The 20,601-nt window shown below is 45.9% G+C and carries 15 protein-coding genes; 6 read left to right on the plus strand and 9 right to left on the minus strand.

The genetic code is table 11. The features are described from left to right. Positions 1-4: 4 nt before the first annotated feature. Both G596_RS0103110 and asnB read right to left on the minus strand, forming a co-directional pair. Entirely contained in the window at positions 5-1,045 is a 1,041-nt protein-coding gene (locus G596_RS0103110) for a glycosyl transferase (protein ID WP_022760376.1), read from the minus strand. Continuing rightward, complete coding sequence (asnB, locus tag G596_RS0103115) at positions 1,042-2,925, minus strand: asparagine synthase (glutamine-hydrolyzing) (protein WP_022760377.1); 1,884 nt, start codon at positions 2,923-2,925, stop codon at positions 1,042-1,044. The genes G596_RS0103110 and asnB overlap by 4 nt, the downstream gene beginning before the upstream one ends. A 231-nt stretch (positions 2,926-3,156) precedes the next feature. On the opposite strand from asnB, the gene G596_RS0103120 reads away from it, so the two are divergent. Then, positions 3,157-3,846, plus strand: coding sequence for a hypothetical protein (locus G596_RS0103120; protein WP_022760378.1), 690 nt, complete (start codon positions 3,157-3,159; stop codon positions 3,844-3,846). Between the two features lie 73 nt (positions 3,847-3,919). Here G596_RS0103120 and G596_RS0103125 read toward each other — a convergent pair whose 3' ends face one another. Continuing rightward, positions 3,920-4,441, minus strand: coding sequence for a DUF4256 domain-containing protein (locus tag G596_RS0103125; protein ID WP_022760379.1), 522 nt, complete (start codon positions 4,439-4,441; stop codon positions 3,920-3,922). A gap of 602 nt (positions 4,442-5,043) precedes the next feature. Here G596_RS0103125 and G596_RS0103135 point away from each other — a divergent pair. The 3 genes from G596_RS0103135 to G596_RS0103145 all read left to right on the plus strand — a co-directional run bounded on the left by G596_RS0103135 (position 5,044) and on the right by G596_RS0103145 (position 9,302). After that, positions 5,044-6,801, plus strand: coding sequence for an MATE family efflux transporter (locus tag G596_RS0103135; protein WP_022760381.1), 1,758 nt, complete (start codon positions 5,044-5,046; stop codon positions 6,799-6,801). A gap of 280 nt (positions 6,802-7,081) precedes the next feature. Continuing rightward, positions 7,082-7,384: a hypothetical protein gene (locus G596_RS0103140; protein WP_022760382.1), complete on the plus strand. Its 303-nt coding sequence runs from the start codon at positions 7,082-7,084 to the stop codon at positions 7,382-7,384. 232 nt (positions 7,385-7,616) lie between these two features. Next, positions 7,617-9,302: a hypothetical protein gene (locus tag G596_RS0103145; RefSeq protein WP_022760383.1), complete on the plus strand. Its 1,686-nt coding sequence runs from the start codon at positions 7,617-7,619 to the stop codon at positions 9,300-9,302. 86 nt (positions 9,303-9,388) lie between these two features. On the opposite strand, the gene G596_RS20670 is transcribed toward G596_RS0103145, so the two are convergent. From G596_RS20670 to G596_RS0103175, 6 genes are all read right to left on the minus strand, one after another. Beyond that, on the minus strand, positions 9,389-10,348 hold the full coding sequence (locus G596_RS20670) for a prephenate dehydratase (protein ID WP_022760384.1): 960 nt from the start codon (positions 10,346-10,348) through the stop codon (positions 9,389-9,391). Beyond that, positions 10,345-13,914 (minus strand): transcription-repair coupling factor, encoded by a 3,570-nt coding sequence (mfd, locus tag G596_RS0103155; RefSeq protein WP_022760385.1) that lies wholly within the window; start codon positions 13,912-13,914, stop codon positions 10,345-10,347. Before mfd ends, G596_RS20670 begins: the two co-directional genes overlap by 4 nt. A gap of 88 nt (positions 13,915-14,002) precedes the next feature. After that, on the minus strand, positions 14,003-14,578 hold the full coding sequence (gene pth, locus G596_RS0103160) for an aminoacyl-tRNA hydrolase (protein ID WP_022760386.1): 576 nt from the start codon (positions 14,576-14,578) through the stop codon (positions 14,003-14,005). A gap of 193 nt (positions 14,579-14,771) precedes the next feature. Then, the gene (gene spoVG, locus G596_RS0103165; protein ID WP_022760387.1) at positions 14,772-15,092 is read right to left on the minus strand and encodes a septation regulator SpoVG; all 321 of its coding nucleotides are present in this window, start codon (positions 15,090-15,092) and stop codon (positions 14,772-14,774) included. Between the two features lie 40 nt (positions 15,093-15,132). Next, positions 15,133-16,251: a glucose-1-phosphate adenylyltransferase subunit GlgD gene (glgD, locus tag G596_RS0103170; RefSeq protein ID WP_022760388.1), complete on the minus strand. Its 1,119-nt coding sequence runs from the start codon at positions 16,249-16,251 to the stop codon at positions 15,133-15,135. Beyond that, entirely contained in the window at positions 16,251-17,522 is a 1,272-nt protein-coding gene (locus tag G596_RS0103175; RefSeq protein WP_022760389.1) for a glucose-1-phosphate adenylyltransferase, read from the minus strand. The genes glgD and G596_RS0103175 overlap by 1 nt, the downstream gene beginning before the upstream one ends. A 362-nt stretch (positions 17,523-17,884) precedes the next feature. Between G596_RS0103175 and murC the strand changes: the two genes are divergently transcribed. Beyond that, the gene (murC, locus tag G596_RS0103180; protein WP_026671172.1) at positions 17,885-19,270 is read left to right on the plus strand and encodes a UDP-N-acetylmuramate--L-alanine ligase; all 1,386 of its coding nucleotides are present in this window, start codon (positions 17,885-17,887) and stop codon (positions 19,268-19,270) included. Between the two features lie 318 nt (positions 19,271-19,588). Further along, positions 19,589-20,587, plus strand: coding sequence for a DnaD domain protein (locus tag G596_RS0103190; RefSeq protein ID WP_022760392.1), 999 nt, complete (start codon positions 19,589-19,591; stop codon positions 20,585-20,587). Positions 20,588-20,601: the final 14 nt, after the last annotated feature.

Raw genomic sequence — 20,601 nt, forward strand, 5'->3', positions numbered from 1 at the left:
CTATTTATCCGAAGGTTTTTATTATTCCGGTTCTCCTTAATAAGGATCGCCACATTTTCTTAAAGAAGAACACTCCATACAAAAGTCTTCTCCTTATATTCTGGAAAAATTCCCTTACCGCTCCCGGCCTTACATTTCTTCTTGCATAAAGTGCTGAGTGCTTCTTGTATTCCGCCAGTTCAGCTCTGCATTCATCGGCGCTAAAGAGCCTTCCCTTTTTATCCTGATAGGTAAGGAAGCTGTAAATATTCTGCTCCGATGACCAGAAACCGTCGGAAATATTGTGTCTTGCCCAATACTTCGGAGCAATCGCGTATTTCAATTCAGTGCTCGACATAACTGGCATCATCGCAAAGGATGAATTCGAAAGAATAAGGTATCTCGCATTTTTTATGGTGACGTAGTCCTTGCCCATGTCGAAGTGGTGACACTCATACTCGGGAAGCACCTTCCTGGCAGCCTCCTCATCCTCGGTGATTATCATGAACCGCATATTCGGATTCACTTTTTTCATATTTTCGATGGCGTTTAACCAGTACTTTCTGTCGAGGAAAAGCTCCGGACAGCTCGTATACTCGCCGCCTCTCATATTGATGATGCAGAGGTCGTCCGCGGTGTATTCGTAGGACTCTGCCTCCTCCTTCACATGGAGCCAGTCCTTAATCTTATCGCGGTACTTCTCAAAATAGGACTGATCCTGGAGATTCCCGTATATAAGCGTGTTGTCTTCAATTTCAAAAAGCCTCAGGTCAGCCCCCGAAATATAGCAGCCATTGGTCATGTCATGAACCGAATTCCCCATGAAAAGTCTGTCATCCTGCTCATGGAAAATCGTGAATTTGTCCATATCTTCACGAGGGATCTCAGTTCCAAGATCTATGTCCATGAAATACATGCCTTTGTTAGAATGGAAAACGTTGCCGACCTGCCCCGGGTTCACAAACCCGAAGGGGACGCCCCGCTCCTCGGCCATGCATCTCGTGACTACATAGAAAAACAGCTGATTTCCAAGGCCGTAGCCCTTAATAAATTCTGCACCTATCATAAAAACTCTTCCTCATACCACTGTTGGAACATCAGGATGTACCAGATTTGGATCCTGTAGATGCCCCTCTCGGTAAAGTCTGTCCAGATTTTCTCGACAACCTCCGGGTCAAGAATACCCTGCTGCCTGATTTTTTCCTTATTAAGAAGGCCCTCGGCCCAGTCGCGGAGGTCGCTGTCAAGAAGCCACTTCTCAATCGGAATCGAAAAGCCCTTCTTCGGGCGCTCCATCATTTCCTTCGGAACGTAGCGGTAGAGCACGTCACGAAGAACCTTCTTACCCACCTTGTCGTCGCGAAGGTACTGAATCGGAAGGCTCCAGGCGAACTCAATCACATCCCTGTCAAGCATCGGCACACGCGTTTCAAGCGATACCGCCATCGCTGTTCTGTCCACCTTCACAAGGATATCGTCGGGGTGGTAGACCAGCATATCCATAAGCATGCACTGGTGATTCACTTCCTCAAGAAATCCGTTTGGAAGCTCCGTGTATTTATAGGGAATGGTTCCTCTCTTAAGCGCAATCCTCTTTGTAAGCGGATCCGTCTCATGCTCCATTCTGTGGATATCCACGGGTCCCTCGGCGCCAAGGAGTGTCCCCTTTATTCTGTAAATATCTTTATTTTTAAGGGGTGAATTCAAGACTATCGAGCTAGCAACCTTCCTTATAGGATAGGGCACGCCGTGCATCTTCCCCCAGATTCTGCTGATGGATTCATATGAAGTGTAGCCGCAGAACAGCTCATCTCCGCCGTCTCCGGAAAGGGATACGGTCACGTGATCCCTCGTCATCTTGCTCACAAGATATGTGGGAATCTGTGATGAATCTGCAAAAGGCTCGGCAAACATATGCGCAAGTCCGGGAATAACGGCCTTGGCATCTTTTTCCGTAATATAGAGCTCAGTGTGCTCGGTGCCGAGGTGCTTTGCAATCTCAGCTGCGTAAATCGCCTCGTTGTAGGCCTTATCCTCCATGCCGATGGTGAAGGTCTTAACCTTCCCGGGCTCAAGTGACTGCATAAGTGCCACCGTCGTGCTGGAGTCGATTCCCGCTGATAAAAAGGCTCCGACAGGAACATCCGCAACCATCTGGCCTTTTATTGATTCCTTCAGAAGTCTTTCAAGCTCGTTCGCCGCTTCCTCGCTGCTGCCGGTAAACGGATTTTCCTGACCTCTCTTGGCGGTCTCCTTCATAGACCAGTAGGTAGTGGTCTGTGTACCGAGGTCCTTTAAGCTGACTGTCATGAAAGTTCCGGCCTCAAGCTTGTTTATTCCTTTATAAATAGTGTAAGGTGCAGGGATATAGCCCTCCACAAAATAGATATCAAGAACGTCAGTGTTTATGGCATTGTCGAAGCCATCCACAACCCTGAGGCACCCCAGATCGGAAGCAAAAGCGAAGGCTCCCGCAACTTTTCCATAATATAAAGGCTTCTCTCCGACTCTGTCTCTGGCAAGAGTAACTGTCTCATTTCTCTTATCATAAACCGCGATGCCGAACATGCCCTTGCACATTGAAAGGGCTTCCTTCATTCCGTAGTGCTCGATCGCCTCAAGAAGAACCTCTGTGTCCGAGCTTCCCCTGAAATCTCCCGCCGCTGCAAAACCGTCATCCAGGAGCTTTTTCTTTACATCTTTGTTGTTATATATCTCGCCGTTGTAGACCATCACAAGGTTCCCGGAATGGCTGACCATAGGCTGGGCACCGTTCTTGGAAAGGTCCACAATAGAAAGGCGCCTGTGTCCAAGCGCCACTTCACTATTTTCACTTACATAAATCCCATCATCATCAGGTCCTCTGTGAATCATGCGGTCATTCATCTTCTGGATATTCGCGCGCGCATCACCTGAGAACTTCAAAAGTCCTGATATTCCACACATATGTAGATGTCCTCATTCCTAGTGCTAACTTTTCCCTAATAGTACCATATATTCGGGGATAATGAAATTTTAATTTGTTCGCGATGCCGCTTGCCTCCTGACTTTTATGCAGTTCCCGTGAAGTAAGGCAGACGTGGTTTTAGCTATTGCAATGTAATTCGCAGAGAAATTGTAGTAGTATGAAGATGAGATGCAATAAATGATTCAAGCTCAAAAGGAAGCCAGATCTATATGAGTGGTAATGAGAAAAAGATCATTATAATTTTGATAATAACCAGTATCATTGCAATCATTGGGGCGCAGATTTATAAGACAGCAACAGTCTTCAAATATGAGGACCATCTTGATGAAGTTATAATTTCCGTGGACGATAACAGTCTGACACTGCGTGAATTTGGCTATTACATATATACGACTGAAGAGTTCGTCCAAAAACAGGCTGTTTTATATGATCCCGAGGACCCGCTGCATTGGTGGAACACGCATTTTTCTGCCGGACTAGATTCACAGTTTGTCAGTGAACTGGCTATGAAAACGGCTATCAATACGTATTTGTCACATGCAATCTATTACGCCGAAGCACAAAAGGCCGGTATGGCATTAAGCTCCTCTGAGGAAGAAGCTGCACAGTCAGAAGCAGATGAAATGTATCAGAAAATGAGTCCTCTTCAGCTTAAGAAAACAGGGCTTAATGAGTCGCTTATTTATTTTGCATTGTGCAGGAAAAAACTTGCATCAAAATATGCCGAAGATTTGGCGACGAATATCGATTTTTCAGGATATGAAGATGATCTGGGATCCCTGCTTAGCGGAGACGGGGATTATTTTCAGCATGTTATCCTGCCGCAGCACAACGTGGTGATAAATGAAAAGCTTATGAAAAATATAAAGATTGGAAGAATTACTGTAAACAACACATGAACTGCTCTCCTCGTAAGACAAACTGCCAAGTTATCGTTCTGATTTATTCTGAAATTTAATCACAAATTTGAATTTATATAAGCGTATAACCTCTGAACCCGCGCACGGAATAGTACGAATCCGCCCCGTTATGGAATGTGAAAACCCTTCCGTAACGTCGTTCGCAGAACAATGCACCGCCCTTGTCGCGAATATCATCCGGCGTAGTGATCCAACTTGACGTTTTCAAATCAAATTCCCCGAGACTTTGCAGTCGGCGATAGAGTTCCTCCGTCATGATCAAAACGCCGATTTCTTTTGCTTTCCATTCGGCGCTGCCTGACGGCGGGTTTTTAGCACGCCCCTGTAATGCCTTTTCGTCATAGCACAGGCTTCTGCGCCCAGAAGGGGACTCCTTTGCGCAGTCGCAGAAAATTAGCTTTCCCGTCTTTTCGTCATAGCCGATGGTATCCGGTTCTCCGCCGCTCTCCTCCATCCTTCTCAAAACATCCATGGAGCCCTGATGCTCAAGCAAACGTTTCTCTACGTCAAGCCAACTCAGTTCCATATGAAGATTCTTATTATCCTGAAACCTCGCTTTTAATATTTCTAACATGGTTTACCCCTCCAATCTCCGATTGGGAATGAACCATTCCCAAGGATTTTATAACTCGTTACAATTTATTATTTCATCATCCGCAAACCCATGTAAATACTAAATTTGCGGTTGTTTACCTTTCCCTTATGATTTCCCTTGTGTTATATAGTCCCATAGTACTTTACAAGTGTTGATAAGGAAAAAAACACGGATTTTTTCTTCTTCCCGTTAGGCTTTCTTTCGGCATTTTGCCGTCTTGCTTCTTCCTGTGCTTCTTTGAGCATGGTCGACATCCCTGTCTCCCGGTACAAACTGTTCCGAAGAAGGCTGAGCCCGAGGTCAGAAGGATAACAGAATTCGATATGATTATTTTATCCTTTTTTAATTTGTTTTTAGAGGAGATGGAATAGATAATAATTATTAGAGGAATGTTATATGACGTATTGTGTTATTGATGTGTTTTTGGTGAAAATCTTATAGAGTATTGTTCTTCACACCTTAAGGAAGTGATTTCTTAGGGTGTGTTTTTTATTGGTACTGAATTGTAGATATATAGTTATGAAGCCTCAATTTAGCCGGCATATTTATGCTATACGTGATAAAAAGGAGAGTGGGCAGATTTGAAAACAAACAATACAACTAAACACTCCATTATATGGAAATCATATGTGAGACTTGCTCTGGTGAATATGGTGGCTTATGTAGTTTCGAATATCTGCTGCTTTATCGATAATATCGTGATTGGCAGATTTCTTGGCGAGCATGCTCTGGCAGCGGTAGGTCTGTTCTCGCCGGTGCTGGTACTTTCGGGACTGGCATTTGTAATAATTGCAGGAGCAGAAATACTGATAGGCACACTTATTGGAGCTGGTAAGCAGGATAAAGTTACTTCACTTTTTACAAGCTCTTTTATAACAATTGCCTTTATCTGGGCTGCTATTTCTATTGCGCTTTTAATTGCAAGAATTCCTCTTGCTGGATTGCTGGGCGCAAGAGGAGAGTCAAAAGAACTTCTTGAACAGTATATTGCCGGATATTCATTTAACTTATTGTTTGCTGCCCTCAGCTCTCTTCTTATTTCAGTTGCTTCTTTTAATAATGCGATTAAAAGGTCCTATATAGCTACAACTGCGCTGTTCTTTTGCGATGTCGTTTTTGATGTCCTTTTTGTTAATATCCTTGGGATATTCGGGGTAGGACTTGCATCTACCCTGAGCAGTCTTGTTGCTTTTCTTATACTTTTACCTGCTTATACGAATAAGGAGAAGACTGTTCACATTGAAAAGACAGCGTTTGATAAAGAATTATTGGCAGAGGCTGTAAGAAGAGGGGCTCCCACTCTTCTGTTTAATATCGGGATTTTTGTCAAAAACAGTCTCATAAATTATTCATTGCTTAGATATGTGGGCGTGGAGAGCATAGCTGTTGCAAGTGTTTTAGTTGCCATGTGTGGTTTGGTGGGGGCTGTCACAGTAGGCTGTTACAGTGCGCATTCTGCGCTTACCAGCCTTTACTATGGTGAAGAGGACCGTGAAGGGTTCATTGATGTGTTTAAGACTGCTTTAGTGGCTGGTGTAGCATGTACTACGCTTGTGGTGACATTTTTGGCTGTCTTTTCATCTCGGCTTTCAGATATTTTCTTCAGTCCGGGTACCGAAATATATGAAATGGGAAGGACTATGTTTACTATAGGTTTCTGGTTTTCCCTGTTTAATGTATTCCTGAACCTTCTTATGAATTCATATAAAATCCAGGGAAGAATGAAGCTTGTAAATATCATCTCTTTTGCTGAGGTGGCCATGATAGGCATTTTAACGCTTCTGACAGTTCCTTTATGGGGAAGCAATGGAGCATGGCTTGCCAATATGTGGAGTGATATTCTTTCAATTATCATTGTGATCATTTCGGTATTTGCATATACAGGCAGTGCCGACTTAAGCATCCCGTCATTATTAAAGCTTCCGCCGGACTTTGGTGCTTCCAAAGAGGAATTTGAGGAATATTCCGTACAAACGAAGGAAGAAGTGTCAGAGATCTCACAGAAAGTGATTGATTTTTGTCGCTCAAGGGATATTGACCATAAAAAGGCGCTATGGGTCGGTTTATGTATTGAAGAGCTTGCTGTAAACATTATTGATCACGGCGGATTTAAGCGTGGGCATAACAGCATAGCAATAAGGGTCGTAAATAAAGAGAAAGGTGAGCTTACAGTAAGGATACAGGACGATTGCATTAGATTTGACCCTAGAAGCTATCTGAATATGTTCAACACCGATTCACCTGAGGAGCATATTGGACTTCGCATGGTAGCAAAGCTGGTAGATAGCATCAATTACTATAACAATGCCGGTATTAACACTTTAATAATGAAATTATAAAGTGCCGATACTAAATCAAAGATATGATCTCCTTATCCGGTTTATCACCAGGCGATAACCTGATATTAACCTATGAAACAAAGGACTGTCCTCTTGATATCAGTTATGTTCAGGGAGTAATCAATTTGTATTTCGGACCATTGGAAAATTGACTGCATAATCAATTCATTTATCTGATATAATATGTAGTAGATGTAATTGTTTTAGCGACTAATAAATATCTGTTTTCAGAAAAGTGTTTGGTCGCGCTAACGGTGCCGGCAATACAGGAGGGGGTATTATGTATATTGCGATGCATTGTATTAATGCAAACAATTCCGAACTGGATGAGATTTGCAAGTTTTACGGAATTCACTACGACAACATGTACAAATCATGTGTGATATCTACCGATCATCAGCATCATGATTTTGTAGTATCTATGCTTGAAGAAGATTACAAGGACTTCTATCGCCAGGTTCTTACGGCGCTTGCAGCTGAGGGCGGTCAGGTAATGGAGATTACCAAGGGCAAGGTTTTCAGGTGCAGGAAAAATGAAATCAGGCACGGTGAGAATCAAAAGTGCGAAATTAAAAGATTGTAATTCATTTTAAAATGAGATCGAAAAGATCACTGAAAGAGACCGAAAAAAGGTCTCTTTTTCTTTGTCTTTTTATTGAATGAAAAAAGGCGTTGTGCTAGAATTTCCAAATGAGGGAGCTAATTTAAAAGACTTTTTACTGTCATGGGGAAATCTAATCTATATATTTCCGGGCATTCGTCCGCTCTTTTCCTTGTCAGCAAAAAGCAAAATGTTTTGTGGAGGAAATTTTAAGATGTATGAAAAAAGATTTGATCCTATGACAGGAAAACCGCTTAACCCGGATTCTGTCAATCAGCAGGCTGAAAATCAACAGCCTGTCAATCAGCAACCAAACAATCAACAGACTTACGGAACACAGCAGACCTATGGACCCCAGCAGACTTACGGAATGCCGCAGAATAATGCTACCCAGCAGACCTACAGTGCGCCGCAGAATTACACATACGATCCTGCAGCAATCGAGAAGGCACAGTCAGATAAGAACAAGAAGCTTGCTTATGTGCTTCTTGGAGTTTGCGCAGTTTTATTTATGGTCGTTCTTGGCTTTGGTGCGTTTACTGTCATGAAGTTTTTTGCTAAGAATTCTTCCGGCAGCGATGCAGATCAGAGAATAGAAGCAGCGGCAGAGGAGTCGGAAACAAGCGAATTTGCTTTTGATGAAGAAGGCACTACAGAGGAAGTTACAGATGAAGATGCGGCTGATGAAGCAGCTGTAGAAGAAATCCCCGGACTTCAAATGATAGAGGAACCTAACGCTGAAGATTTCCTGAGTGAAGATACGGATTCTTATACAGAAGAGGATTATACCCAGGCTGGTTCTGCAGCGGAGGCTGTTCCGGAAAATATCTACAATCTGTATACTGTTCAGTTGGGAGATGATACCTACCATATTCCTGCTAAATTGACTGATTTTCTTGAAAAGGGCTGGACTCTCCCGGATGAGAAGACAGCACAGGAGGTCCTTGCCAATCGTGAGATGGCCTCTGTTGAACTGTATTCTCCCGACGGCAGTAACAACTACTTAGATGTGGACGTTACGAATTTTGATGTTAATTCGCAGGCACTCAGAGACTGCTATGTTTCAAAAATAAGTCTTGATGACTATGTAACTGAAAAAACAGGCATAGAATTTAAATCCTATAATGGTGACTTGGTAGTTGGTAAGAGTACCAGGGATGACATAATTGCTGCCGCGGGAGAGCCGAGTGACGTAATAGATAGCGCTGGCCATATATCGCTTTTCTATGAAGGAATAGCTGAAACATATCTTGGATCAGAGGTTATATATTATCTGGATGAAAACGATGTGCTGGACTATGTTGTTGTTCGAAGCGATAATGCTCCGGAAGATTTCGTAGCTACTGAGATAAGTGATGAAGCACCTGCTTATCTTGACCAGTATGTGGCACCTACATCTCTTGGAAATGATCCTTTCTCAGGTAATTACAAGCTTGATGGAGTACTTTACAATCTTCCGACTCCTTTCTATGAGATCACTAATAATGGATGGGATTATCCCGGAAATCCTGATGAAATAGTTGAAGCGGGCCAGATGTACAGTGTTCGTTTCGACAAAGGTGACAGGAGCCTTTATGCAACGGTTTACAATCCCTCTGAAGAGGCTACATATCTTAAGTATTCGATGATCATCAGTGTCAGTGACCCTAGAGGTCTTAGTGCTAACGATTTAGAGTTCCCGGGAGGACTGTCCGGATCCATAACAGAGGGACAGCTTCTGACATATTTGGATAAAAACGGAATCACTAACTATGACTATAACAAGGGACCCGGATGCTACCATATATATTTCGATCAGACCGGAAATGACAGAAGTATGGCAAATGACTGGTATCAGATTTTTGCAGACGGAAATGAAATAATCGACATTGAAATGCAGAACTACGGCTGGCTGAAATAAGAGCATTAAGGAAGAGACTCATACTATAAATGGTATGGGTCTCTTTTTTACATTTTATGCAAGCGTCCCCGCGAACAAATCAAACATCACTCCAGATTCTCTGCGAAGTTGCCGAAAATCCTTATGTCGGTTACGGTGCACATCAGCGCCTCCATAACTCTGTTCATGTCCTCCATCATAAGGTCTCCCGTGAATTCCGCAAAAAACATATACTGCCACTTCTGCTCGGGAATCGGGCGGGACTCAAGCCTTACAAGGTTTAGACCGTAGATTCTGAAAACCGTGAGCGCCTCGTGAAGTGCACCGGCCTTGTGCTCGGTTCTAAAGCTAATACAGATCTTGTTTCTGCCCTCGCGAAGCTCCATTCTGGGAGATACAACCACAAATCTTGTGGTGTTGGTGCGGTTAGTATTGATTCCTTCCTTGATGATCTTAAGGCCATAGATCTCTGCGGCACGCGATGAGCAGATTGCAGCTTTGGTCTTATCACCAAGCTCGGCAACCATTCTCGCACTGCCTGCGGTGTCAGCCTGCGGCACGCGAACCCAGTCCCTGTGCTCATTTAAAAACTGCTCGCACTGGAATATTCCCTGCTCATGTGAGAAAACCGTCTGAATATCAGACATCTCAGCATCCGGAAGAACCATCAGACTGTGCTTTACTCTGACTGTGGTTTCGCCCACCATGTAGCACTCGTACTGCGCAAGCAGGTCATACACCTGGCGGATTGCACCGGTCGAAGAATTCTCTATAGGAAGAACCGCGTAGTCAGCCGCTCCGCTCTTCAATGCTTCAAAGGTGTCCTCAAAGTGCACGAGTCCTTCGCTGTTTACATCTTTTCCAAAGAAATCAATTGCAGCCATCTCGCTATAGGCACCGGGCTCACCCTGGTAGACTACCTTGGGGTTCTGCACAGGCTCCCTGACACCGGCAAGTGCGCTGTCCAAAAGTTCGCAGGCGCCGTCGCTCTCGCCGAGCTTTCGCTCCACGCGCTCGCGGAGCTGGGTTATGTATTTTTCGTTGATTATCTGAATCTCGTCCATCATACCTCCGACAAAACTTCCATCTTCTCCACAATCTCCTCCACATCCAAAAGCAGCTGTTTCTCGGCCTGCTTGGGATTGTTGTCCTTCACATACTTATACAAGAACAGCGAATAGGATGCAGGGCGGAAGGTAATCTTACCCTCGCAGCTCTCGATAAATGCGGGTATATTCTCCGCCTTAAGTCTCGCATTGTTGTTCATCTTGATGGCAACCTCCCCGTTGCCGCCCTTAATCTCAAGGATGTAGAGTTTGTGCGCCTTCTCGCGGACAAGCGATATCCTGATCAGATTGTCCACCGACTCAGGCAGCTCGCCGAAGCGATCCCTCAGCTCATCGCGCATATCATCGCGGTCGCCCTCGTTCTCGATCCCGGCAATTCTCTTGTATATCTCGAGCTTCTGCTCTTCATTAACAATATACTCACTCGGAATGAATGCATCAACATCGATATCGACACTTGTGGAAAAATCTTCCAGAAGGGCATCCTTCTCTTCGCCCTTCTTGCGTCTGACTGCCTCTCCGAGCATTTTGCAGTAAAGGTCATATCCGACTGAAGCCATGTGTCCCGACTGGCTCTTTCCGAGAAGATTTCCCGCGCCTCTGATTTCAAGGTCTCGCATCGCAATCTTAAAGCCGGAGCCGAGATCCGTGAACTCACGAATTGCAGATAGCCTCTTTTCCGCAACCTCTCTCAGCATCTTGTTTCTCTTGTACATAAGAAAAGCGTAGGCGGTTCTTTTTGATCTTCCGACACGGCCTCTTAGCTGATAGAGCTGGGAAAGGCCCATCTGGTCGGAGTCGTGGATAATCATCGTGTTTGCATTGGAGATATCAAGTCCCGTCTCAATAATCGTCGTCGAAACCAGCACATTTATCTCGCCGTCTATAAAGTCGTACATGATTCGCTCAAGCTCCGACTCCTTCATCTGGCCGTGTGCAAAGGATACATTCACCTCAGGCACCAGCTTCTGAATTCTCGCCGCAACATCCGCGATGTCATTTACACGGTTGTAAACATAGTAGACCTGACCGCCGCGCGCAACCTCTCGGGCAATCGCCTCGCGCACCATCTCGTCGTTGTACTCACAGACGAAGGTCTGAATCGGCTGTCTGTCCATCGGCGCTTCCTCAAGTACGCTCATGTCCCTGATTCCAACCAGTGACATGTGAAGAGTTCTCGGAATTGGCGTTGCGGACAATGTCAGCACATCCACATTTTCCTTGAGCTTCTTTATCTTTTCCTTATGAGTTACGCCAAATCTCTGCTCCTCATCAACGACCAGGAGTCCCAAATCCTTGTAGACCACATCCTTTGATAAAAGTCTGTGCGTTCCGATAACGACATCCACGAGACCTTTTCGCAGGTCTTCCACAGTCTTCTTCTGCTCGGACGCCGTCCTGAACCTGGACATCATGTCGACCCTCACAGGGAAATCCTTCATTCTCTCCGTGAAGGTGTTGTAATGCTGCTGTGCCAAAATTGTTGTGGGAACAAGTATCGCCACCTGTTTTCCGTCCTGCACCGCTTTGAAAGCTGCTCGGATAGCAATCTCCGTCTTGCCGAATCCAACGTCTCCGCAGATAAGTCTGTCCATGATTCGCTCGGATTCCATGTCGGCTTTGGTGTCCGATATAGCGGTCAGCTGATCTTCTGTCTCATCAAAAGGAAAGGCCTCCTCAAACTCCTGCTGCCATACAGTGTCGGAGCTGAACTGATATCCGCTGCTGTTCTGCCTCTTTGCATAGAGCTCTACCAGATCGTCCGCAATCTCCTCAACTGCAGTCCTTACCTTATTCTTCGTGCGCTTCCAGTCGCCGGTTCCAAGCTTGTTGAGCTTCGGCTTTCTCGCCTTCCCATCGGCTCCGACATCGCCGCTCGCGTACTTCTGTATTACATTGAGGCCTGTCGCAAGCACGTAGAGATTGCCGCCGTCAGCATAGCTGATCTTGATGTAATCCCTGACCACCTTGTCGGTCTCAATCTTCTCTATTCCCTTGTAAATTCCAAGTCCATGATCCTCGTGAACCACATAGTCGCCCACCGTCAGATCCGAGAAGCCTGAAATCTTCTCGCCGCTGTACTTCGACTTGGAATGCTTTCTCTTTTTCTTCTTATGCTCCGTGAAAATATCGCTCTCTGAAATCACCGCGAATTTCAGGTCGGTGTATTCAAACCCCTTGAGGATTCTGCCGTAATAGGTCATAATCTCCCCGGGCTGGAGCTCGCGCATCGGATTCTCGCTGTAAAAAGCGGTAACGCTCTGGTCGCGAAGATCCTCGACAATTCTCTTGGCTCTCGTTCGGGATCCCGAAAGGATAAGCACCCGGTAACCATTTTTCACAAAGCCCTTGAGGTCGTGTACCAGCGATTCGAAGCTGTTGTTGTAGGGCGCAATGCTCCTTGCGTGCACCTCGGTGCTGATGTCGGGCTCAAACTCGTTTAGCCCCTTGGGAGCTGCGAGCGCCGAGAGCATTATGCGTCTCGTGCTCTTCATCCTCGCAATGCACTCGTCCTTCGAGTACAGAAGGTCCATCTGAGACGGCAGCGCATAGCCATTCTCTGACCTGTGGATCATGCTCTCCCTGAATTCGTTCTCCACCGCCGATGCGTGCTCAAGCACATGGAGCGGCTCATCTATGAAAACACAGGATTTTCCTGCAGGGAAAAGCTCCAGGAAGGTCACGGTCTCATCGTAAAAATATCTTATATAACTCTCGAGATTCACCTCGAGTTCAAGCTCTGTCAGTTCTTCCTTAAGTTCCTCGAAGGAAGTCTTTATGCGGTGCGCCGCCTCGGTCTTAAACTCTTCGCGAAGCTTTTCATAGACGAGCTTCGTCTCGGCCTCCATCTTTTTAAGACCCTTCGTCTTCTCATCATCCGTCAGGATAATCTCAGCCGCAGGATAAATCTCAATCGATTCGAGCTTGTCTATCGACCTCTGTGTCATAATGTCGAAGCTTCGGATGTTCTCAACTTCGTCGCCCCAGAGCTCGATTCTGTAGGGATTCTCTTCTGTCAGATCGAACACGTCGATGATATCGCCCCTTACGGAAAATTCGCCCGGAGCTCCCACCTGATAGACGCGGTTGTATCCGATCCTTGTGAGGATCTTCGCAACCTCGCGCTCATTGACGGGTTTTCTCTTATCTATTTTCAGAATGTTATTTTTAATTATGTCTATGGGAATCTGCGGCGTCATCAGACTTGAGAAGGTTGTGACCACAGTAACGGGACGCCCTTCGATGAGGCGCCTCAAACATTTTATCCTCTCCCTTACGATTTCATTGGAGTGGACATCTGCCTGGTAGAATATCAGATCCTTTGCGGGATAAACAGTGACGTTTCGGTCGTAAAATCTGTAGTCCTCACAGATCTCCTTAACCCGAAGGTCGCTGTAGGTCACAATTATCCTGTACTTGAAATCCTGCGCAAGTCCGCTGATGAAATGGAGTTTCTGAGAATCCATACAGCCGGAGACCTCCGCGCAGGCAAAAGGCTTTTCCAGGTACTTATTTAGTTTGGTAAATGCCTCCAGTTCTGAAAGAGGCGCTTCGATTGCTCGCATGGGGCTCCCTCATCCGTCAGCTTCGCTGACACCTTCCCCCAGTGGGGGAAGGCTTATATCATTCTCTCCCCCAAGGGGAAGGTATTATTTACTCTGGTTTGTATCCGTTCCACTTGTTCATGGCGGAGTTGACGCCATCTTCCATGATAACTCGAACGGCGTCGGCTGCGTGGTCCATTGCTTCCATAACAAGAGCTGTGTCCTCGTCGTCGAAGTGTCCGAGGACCCAGTCTGCAAGGTCTATGCGGGGCGGCTTCTTGCCAACTCCGACTCTGACTCGTGCGAACTCGTCGTGGCCAAGCTGCGCGATTATATTCTTAAGACCGTTGTGGCCACCGGCGCTTCCGCTGGGACGAACTCTGATTCGACCGGGATCAAGATCGATATCGTCGGAGAGCACGATGAGCTCAGTCTTCGTATCAATCTTGAAGTAGTCCGCGACGGGCCTTATGGATTCTCCGCTGAGATTCATGTAGGTCAGCGGCTTAAGGAGGATTACCTTTTCGGAGCCGATCCTGCCCTTTCCATACATACCCTTGAACTTCATCTCGGTCAGGTCTATATCATATTTTTCTGATAAAACATCTATTACGCCAAAGCCAACGTTGTGGCGGGTGGCGTTGTATTTTCGCTCGGGGTTTCCGAGGCCTGCGATTAAGTACATATGAGTCCCCTCATCCGGCGCTTCGCGCCACCTTGTCTACGCTCCGCTTCGGTCCGCGCTGGACCGACGTCCCCCGGACGTCGAGCGCCCCCCAGGGGGGGGGGAAGGCTTTATTTTAATTAAATAGGGAGCAACGAATTCGTCGCTCCCCATATATTAGCACAATTATTCTTTTTGTAGTATAAAAACCCGCTTAGAAAAGACTTCCCACTCCTGTAGGTGCGGCTTCGGTCTCAACCGGTCTTGAGTCGATCACTTCGTCTGAAGCCTCGTCGTAAGCCTTCAAAATGGTATCCTGAAGCAGCCTTCTCGTATCTGAATTAATCGGATGAGCGATGTCACGATACTCTCCATCGACTGACTTTTTGCTGGGCATTGCGATAAACAAACCCTTGTCGCCCTCGATCACCTTGATGTCATGAACAACGAACTCATTGTCAATGGTGATTGAAACGATGGCACGCATTTTGCCCTGCTTTGCAACTTTTCTAACACGAACATCTGTAATATTCATCCTGCTTTGTCCCCCTTTTAGAAATGTAAAAAATGAATACTTAGATTACATACCTCTCATTGTTTTCTACTACTATTTTTATACCGTTCTCTCCCTTGTAATAGGAGTTCGCCTGGATGGTTCCATGGCTCTCGACGATACAATTCTCAATGTGCGTGTTATCTCCGATGTAAACATCATTCAGAATAATCGAATTCTTGATGTAGCAGTTATTTCCGATGAATGCACCCTTGAAAATAACCGAATCCTCAACCATTCCGTTTACGATACAACCGCTGGAGATAAGACTGTTGGCAACCTTGACTCCCACGTTGTACTTTGCGGGAGGAAGGTCCACAACCTTTGTGTAAACACCCGGGTACTCGTTGAAGAAATAATTTCTAACTTCAGGCTTCAGGAAATCCATGTTGGTTCTGAAGTAATCCTCAACGGAAGCGATGTTGTTCCAATAGGACTTAAGCTTGTAACCGTAGATTCTCTTCATATCCTTGTAACGAACCAGGATATCCCTAACGAAATCGAATCTCTCCTCGGTCTGAGCTTTTTCTATGAGCTCTATGAGCTGACGTCTTCTGATGACGTATATACCGCAGGAAATCGTGTTGGATCTCGCCACTACCGGCTTCTCCTCGAACTCCTCGATACGGCTCTCCTCATTCATACGAATGGTTCCGAATCTCTCGGTATCGATGTCTGCCGGCACATCCTTGCATACAACAGTGATGTCAGCCTGCTTATCGATGTGGTACTCAAGGAGCTTGTTGTAATCCATCTTGTACACGCAGTCACCGGAGGTGATAACCACATAGGGTTCATGACAGCTCTTTAAAAAGCTGAGGTTCTGCGCAATGGCATCCGCCGTTCCTCTGTACCAGAGATTTCCGTTTGCCTTGGCTGCGGGAGTGAATACGTAAAGACCTCCCTGCTTACGTCCGAAGTCCCACCACTTCGATGATGACAGGTGTGTGTTAAGGCTTCCTGCATTGTACTGCGTGAAAACCGCCACCGTCTGAATGTGGGAGTTCGTCATATTACTAAGTGCAAAATCTATGCTTCTGTAAAATCCGGCCACTGGCATAGCACAAACTGCTCTGTTCTTAGAAAGCTCGTGCATGCGGTTACTTCCACCACCGGCAAGAATAATTCCAATCGCTCTCACTACCTATCACCTGCCTTATCCAATGTTCTTCCGCTATCCAAACTTCCGTCAGGATAGTCCTTTTCGGTAGTTACTCCGGAGATCATCGTGTTCTTTCCTACGGATACACCGCTGGGAACCACTGACTTCTCTCCGATTGTTACGATTCCGTCTCTGTAAATTCCGGGCTTGGTCTCGTTCTGAACTTCATCACCCTCACCGAGTCTTACGTTGTTACCAATATCAACATGCTCGGCAATTACAGCCTTCTCAATATTACAATTTTCACCGATGACGGTTCCGTTCATAATGATGGAATGGCTTACAATCGTGCCTCTTCCAATCTTAACTCCGCATCCTATTACGGAGTTGTGTACCTCTCCGTAGATCTCCGATCCCTCGCCGATGATACTTCTTGAGGTAGAACTCTCGGGGCCAAGGTACTGCGGAGGCTGAACATCGTTTCTGGTGTATATCTTCCAATACTCCTCGTAGAGGTTGAACTCCGGAACGATGTCGATGAGTTCCATGTTGGCCTCCCAGTATGATGTAAGAGTTCCTACATCCTTCCAGTAGCCGTCGAATTCATATGCGTAAAGGGACTGACCCTTCTCCTTACAATAAGGAATGATGTGCTTACCAAAATCCAGGCCGGGCTGATCCTGATTGGTAATAAGCGCTTCCTTCAGCGACTCCCATGAGAAAATATAGATACCCATAGAAGCAAGGTTTGATCTGGGCTTCTCGGGTTTCTCCTCAAAGTCCACAATTTTCCTGTCCTCATCGGTAATCATAATACCGAATCTGCTGGCCTCCTCGATCGGCACAGGCATAACCGCGATAGTAACATCTGCGCCGTTAGCCTTATGAAAATCGAGCATTGTCTCATAATCCATCTTATAGATATGATCTCCCGAAAGAATGAGAACATAATCCGGATGGTAATTCTCCATATACTCAAGATTCTGGAAAATAGCATTCGCAGTACCTGTATACCACTCACTGTTCGCACTCTTCTCGTACGGAGGCAGAATGGTAACGCCACCTATATTACGGTCAAGATCCCACGGAATACCGATTCCGATATGCGAATTAAGACGCAGCGGTCTGTACTGTGTAAGTACGCCCACTGTATCTACACCTGAATTAATGCAATTACTGAGTGGAAAATCAATGATGCGGTATTTACCGCCAAATGAAACTGCCGGTTTCGCCATCTTGGATGTAAGTACACCAAGTCGGCTGCCCTGTCCGCCTGCCAGTAGCATGGCAATCATCTCTTTTTTTATCATGTTAAGACCTCGTTGTCATAAAAAATGTAGAATTTCCTATGAAGTAATATAGTTCCCGCGGTCTATGATCGTGGCTTTTCTATGCCCCCACATAAACCACCATTTAAAGTATATCACACTAATTATTTAAAGGGAACGAGTTTACAAAAATCATGGCGAGTTTTTCGTAAGATTTGGGAGGTATTTCGGGGGAAGGATTTTGACACTTCTTCCTATTAGATGTATTTTTATAGAAAAGAGGAATCCCCTCATCCGCCCTTCGGGCACCTTCCCCCCAAGGGGAAGGCTATATGATTTCTTGCCTTCCCCCTCTGGGGGAAGGTGGCGCGCAGCGCCGGATGAGGGGACACGAAAGGACGCATATGTATCAGATAAGCTTTGATAACCCAATAAACGTATATTTCATCGGTATCGGCGGCATCTCAATGAGCGGCCTCGCCATGGTACTTGCCGACAGAGGTTTCAAGGTCAGCGGCTCAGACAGAGCCGAGTCTGACGTAACAGAGAATCTCAAGAAGGCCGGAATTAAAGTCTACATCGGACAAAAGGCAGATAACCTCACCGCAGGCGATAAGCCTGAGCTCGTGGTTTACACAGCTGCCATTCATCCCGATAATCCCGAGTTTGCAAAGTCAAAGGAGCTCGGAATCCCGATGCTGACAAGAGCTGAGCTTCTCGGTCAGATAATGAAGCACTACTACCTTCCTATTAATGTTGCGGGAACCCATGGTAAGACCACCACAACCGCGATGGTCTCCAAGATACTTCTTGAGAATAACATGGATCCCACCATTTCAATCGGAGGAAATTTAAAGGACATTGGCGGCAACATCAGAATCGGTGCTTCCAAATACTTCGTAACCGAGGCCTGCGAATACACCAACAGCTTCCTCAGCTTTTTCCCGGGAGTTGGAATTATTCTGAACGTGGATGCGGATCACCTCGACTTCTTCAAGGACCTTGATGACATCAGGAACTCCTTCCACAAGTTTGCAGAGCTCATCCCCGAGGACGGAACTCTTGTTATAAACGGAGAGATCCCGAACCTGTCAGAACTTACAGACGGCTTAAAGTGTGGCATAAAAACCTACGGTTTTACCGATGAATTCGACTACTATCCTACAGATATAACCTACGATGATTTCGGCAACGCTTCTTTCACTATTAATAGAAGAGACGGATCATCCTTCGGTGTAAGTCTCAAGGTTCCCGGAAAGCACAACGTAGGTAACGCCCTCGCTGCTGCTGCTGCAGCCGACGTTTTTGATGTTCCCGAGGCAGAGATCGCCGCTGGTCTTACATCCTTTACAGGAACCGGAAGGCGCTTCGAATACAGAGGATGTGTGGACGGTCTCACCATCATCGACGACTATGCTCATCATCCGACAGAGATAGCTGCGACACTCAGTGCTGCAAAAAATTATCCGCACAAAACTCTCTGGGTGGTTTTCCAGCCTCACACCTTTACACGGACAAAGGCGCTAATGGACGAGTTCGCAAATGCCCTTCTGCCTGCGGATAAGCTCATCATCGCTGACATCTACGCGGCCAGAGAGACCGACAATCTGGGCATCAGCTCCAGAACCCTGAAGGAGAAAATCGAATCCCTCGGACATGAATGTTTCTATTTTCCGTCCTTTGATGAGATAGAAAAATTTCTTCTACAAAATTGCACGAAGGATGACATGTTGATAACCATGGGGGCAGGGAATGTGGTAGATATCGCCAATGACCTTTTGGGTCTTTGATTTTCCACTCTATCCACTTACACCTTATACAATTTAATCGAAATACCATGTGGATAACATCCGCTGACATCATCTGGTCGCCGCCTCTTGATTCAGCGGATTTTTATAAAAAATTTATAAAATAATCCACGTTATCCACAATGTCCACAAGGGTTCGAAAATGTTTAAGCTCAGTCCCCACCTGACATTTCTTCGTCACTTTTCCCATTTGCAGCCGGCCCTCTTCGGTGTATAATTCAAAACGAATTAAGAGAAAAAATATGAAAAAAGTGGGTGAAGCAACACATGATGGGGCGAGTAACTATCAATCAAAATTCTATGATGTCAACGACATCACTTTCCAACATTTTTATAGATGAATATCTTGCGGATGCTAATGATGCTCAGATAAAGGTCTATCTTTATCTGCTTCGTATGATGTGCTCAGGCATGGCTACAAGTGTTTGTGACCTTGCCGATAAATTTAACTACACTGAGAAGGATGTTCAGCGAGCCCTCAGGTATTGGGAGGAGCTGGGGCTTATATCCCTCGAGCTCGACGGTTCAGGCATGCTCGTTGGGATTCATATGCAGGACATTTTTCCCAAAAAAGCTGCAAAGATCACAGGTCTGCATTCTGTACGCACACCTGAGCACGAAGCACCATCAAGATATTCTGTAGTGAAAAAAACACCGGAGAAAAAAGCACCTCATAAGGACAATCCTCAGATGCTTTTCGTAGCTGAACAGTATTTTGGAAGAACACTCAACAGTAGCGAAGTCAAGACAATCTACTATATTCAGGATACCCTTGAATTCTCCGAGGACCTTCTTGACTACCTACTTCAGCACTGCGTAGGCAAAGGGAAGACAGATTTCGACTACGTACGCAAGGTAGCTATGGCTTGGCATGAAAAAGGCATCACATCTCCCGAGCAGGCAGCTCTCGAGGTCACAGCCACCAGAACCGCGTATCAGATAATGAAGGAGCTCGGAATGCAGAACGCTCCGACTCCGACAGAGCTTCAGTACTTCGACAGATGGCAGGCTGAATACGGCTTTTCCCTCACCATCATCACAGAGGCTTGCAGACGCACCGTGCTTCAGACACAGGTTAAGCGCGTTCAGTACTGCGACGGCATCCTGAAGAGCTGGTTCAAGGCAGGAGTTAAGGCACTCTCCGATGTAAAGGCACTCGACGGAGCCTTCGGCAAAGAGACAGCCCGCAAAGAGAGCTCCCGCAAGGCAGAAGCCGTAAAAACCAATAACCGTTTTCATCAATTCAAACAAAATGATTATGATCTATCCAGTCTTGAGAATCAGTTACTTGATAATTAATCAGGAAGGTAGGG

Source organism: Butyrivibrio sp. AD3002, assembly GCF_000420905.1.
Lineage (GTDB): Bacteria > Bacillota > Clostridia > Lachnospirales > Lachnospiraceae > Butyrivibrio.

Coding starts and splice junctions, on each gene's coding strand:
- G596_RS0103110 (WP_022760376.1), bottom strand. CDS start 1,045: ATGATAGGTGCAGAATTTATTAAGGGCTACGGCCTTGGAAATCAGCTG.
- asnB (WP_022760377.1), bottom strand. CDS start 2,925: ATGTGTGGAATATCAGGACTTTTGAAGTTCTCAGGTGATGCGCGCGCG.
- G596_RS0103120 (WP_022760378.1), top strand. CDS start 3,157: ATGAGTGGTAATGAGAAAAAGATCATTATAATTTTGATAATAACCAGT.
- G596_RS0103125 (WP_022760379.1), bottom strand. CDS start 4,441: ATGTTAGAAATATTAAAAGCGAGGTTTCAGGATAATAAGAATCTTCAT.
- G596_RS0103140 (WP_022760382.1), top strand. CDS start 7,082: ATGTATATTGCGATGCATTGTATTAATGCAAACAATTCCGAACTGGAT.
- G596_RS0103145 (WP_022760383.1), top strand. CDS start 7,617: ATGTATGAAAAAAGATTTGATCCTATGACAGGAAAACCGCTTAACCCG.
- G596_RS20670 (WP_022760384.1), bottom strand. CDS start 10,348: ATGATGGACGAGATTCAGATAATCAACGAAAAATACATAACCCAGCTC.
- mfd (WP_022760385.1), bottom strand. CDS start 13,914: ATGCGAGCAATCGAAGCGCCTCTTTCAGAACTGGAGGCATTTACCAAA.
- pth (WP_022760386.1), bottom strand. CDS start 14,578: ATGTACTTAATCGCAGGCCTCGGAAACCCCGAGCGAAAATACAACGCC.
- spoVG (WP_022760387.1), bottom strand. CDS start 15,092: ATGAATATTACAGATGTTCGTGTTAGAAAAGTTGCAAAGCAGGGCAAA.
- G596_RS0103175 (WP_022760389.1), bottom strand. CDS start 17,522: ATGATAAAAAAAGAGATGATTGCCATGCTACTGGCAGGCGGACAGGGC.
- murC (WP_026671172.1), top strand. CDS start 17,885: ATGTATCAGATAAGCTTTGATAACCCAATAAACGTATATTTCATCGGT.
- G596_RS0103190 (WP_022760392.1), top strand. CDS start 19,589: ATGATGTCAACGACATCACTTTCCAACATTTTTATAGATGAATATCTT.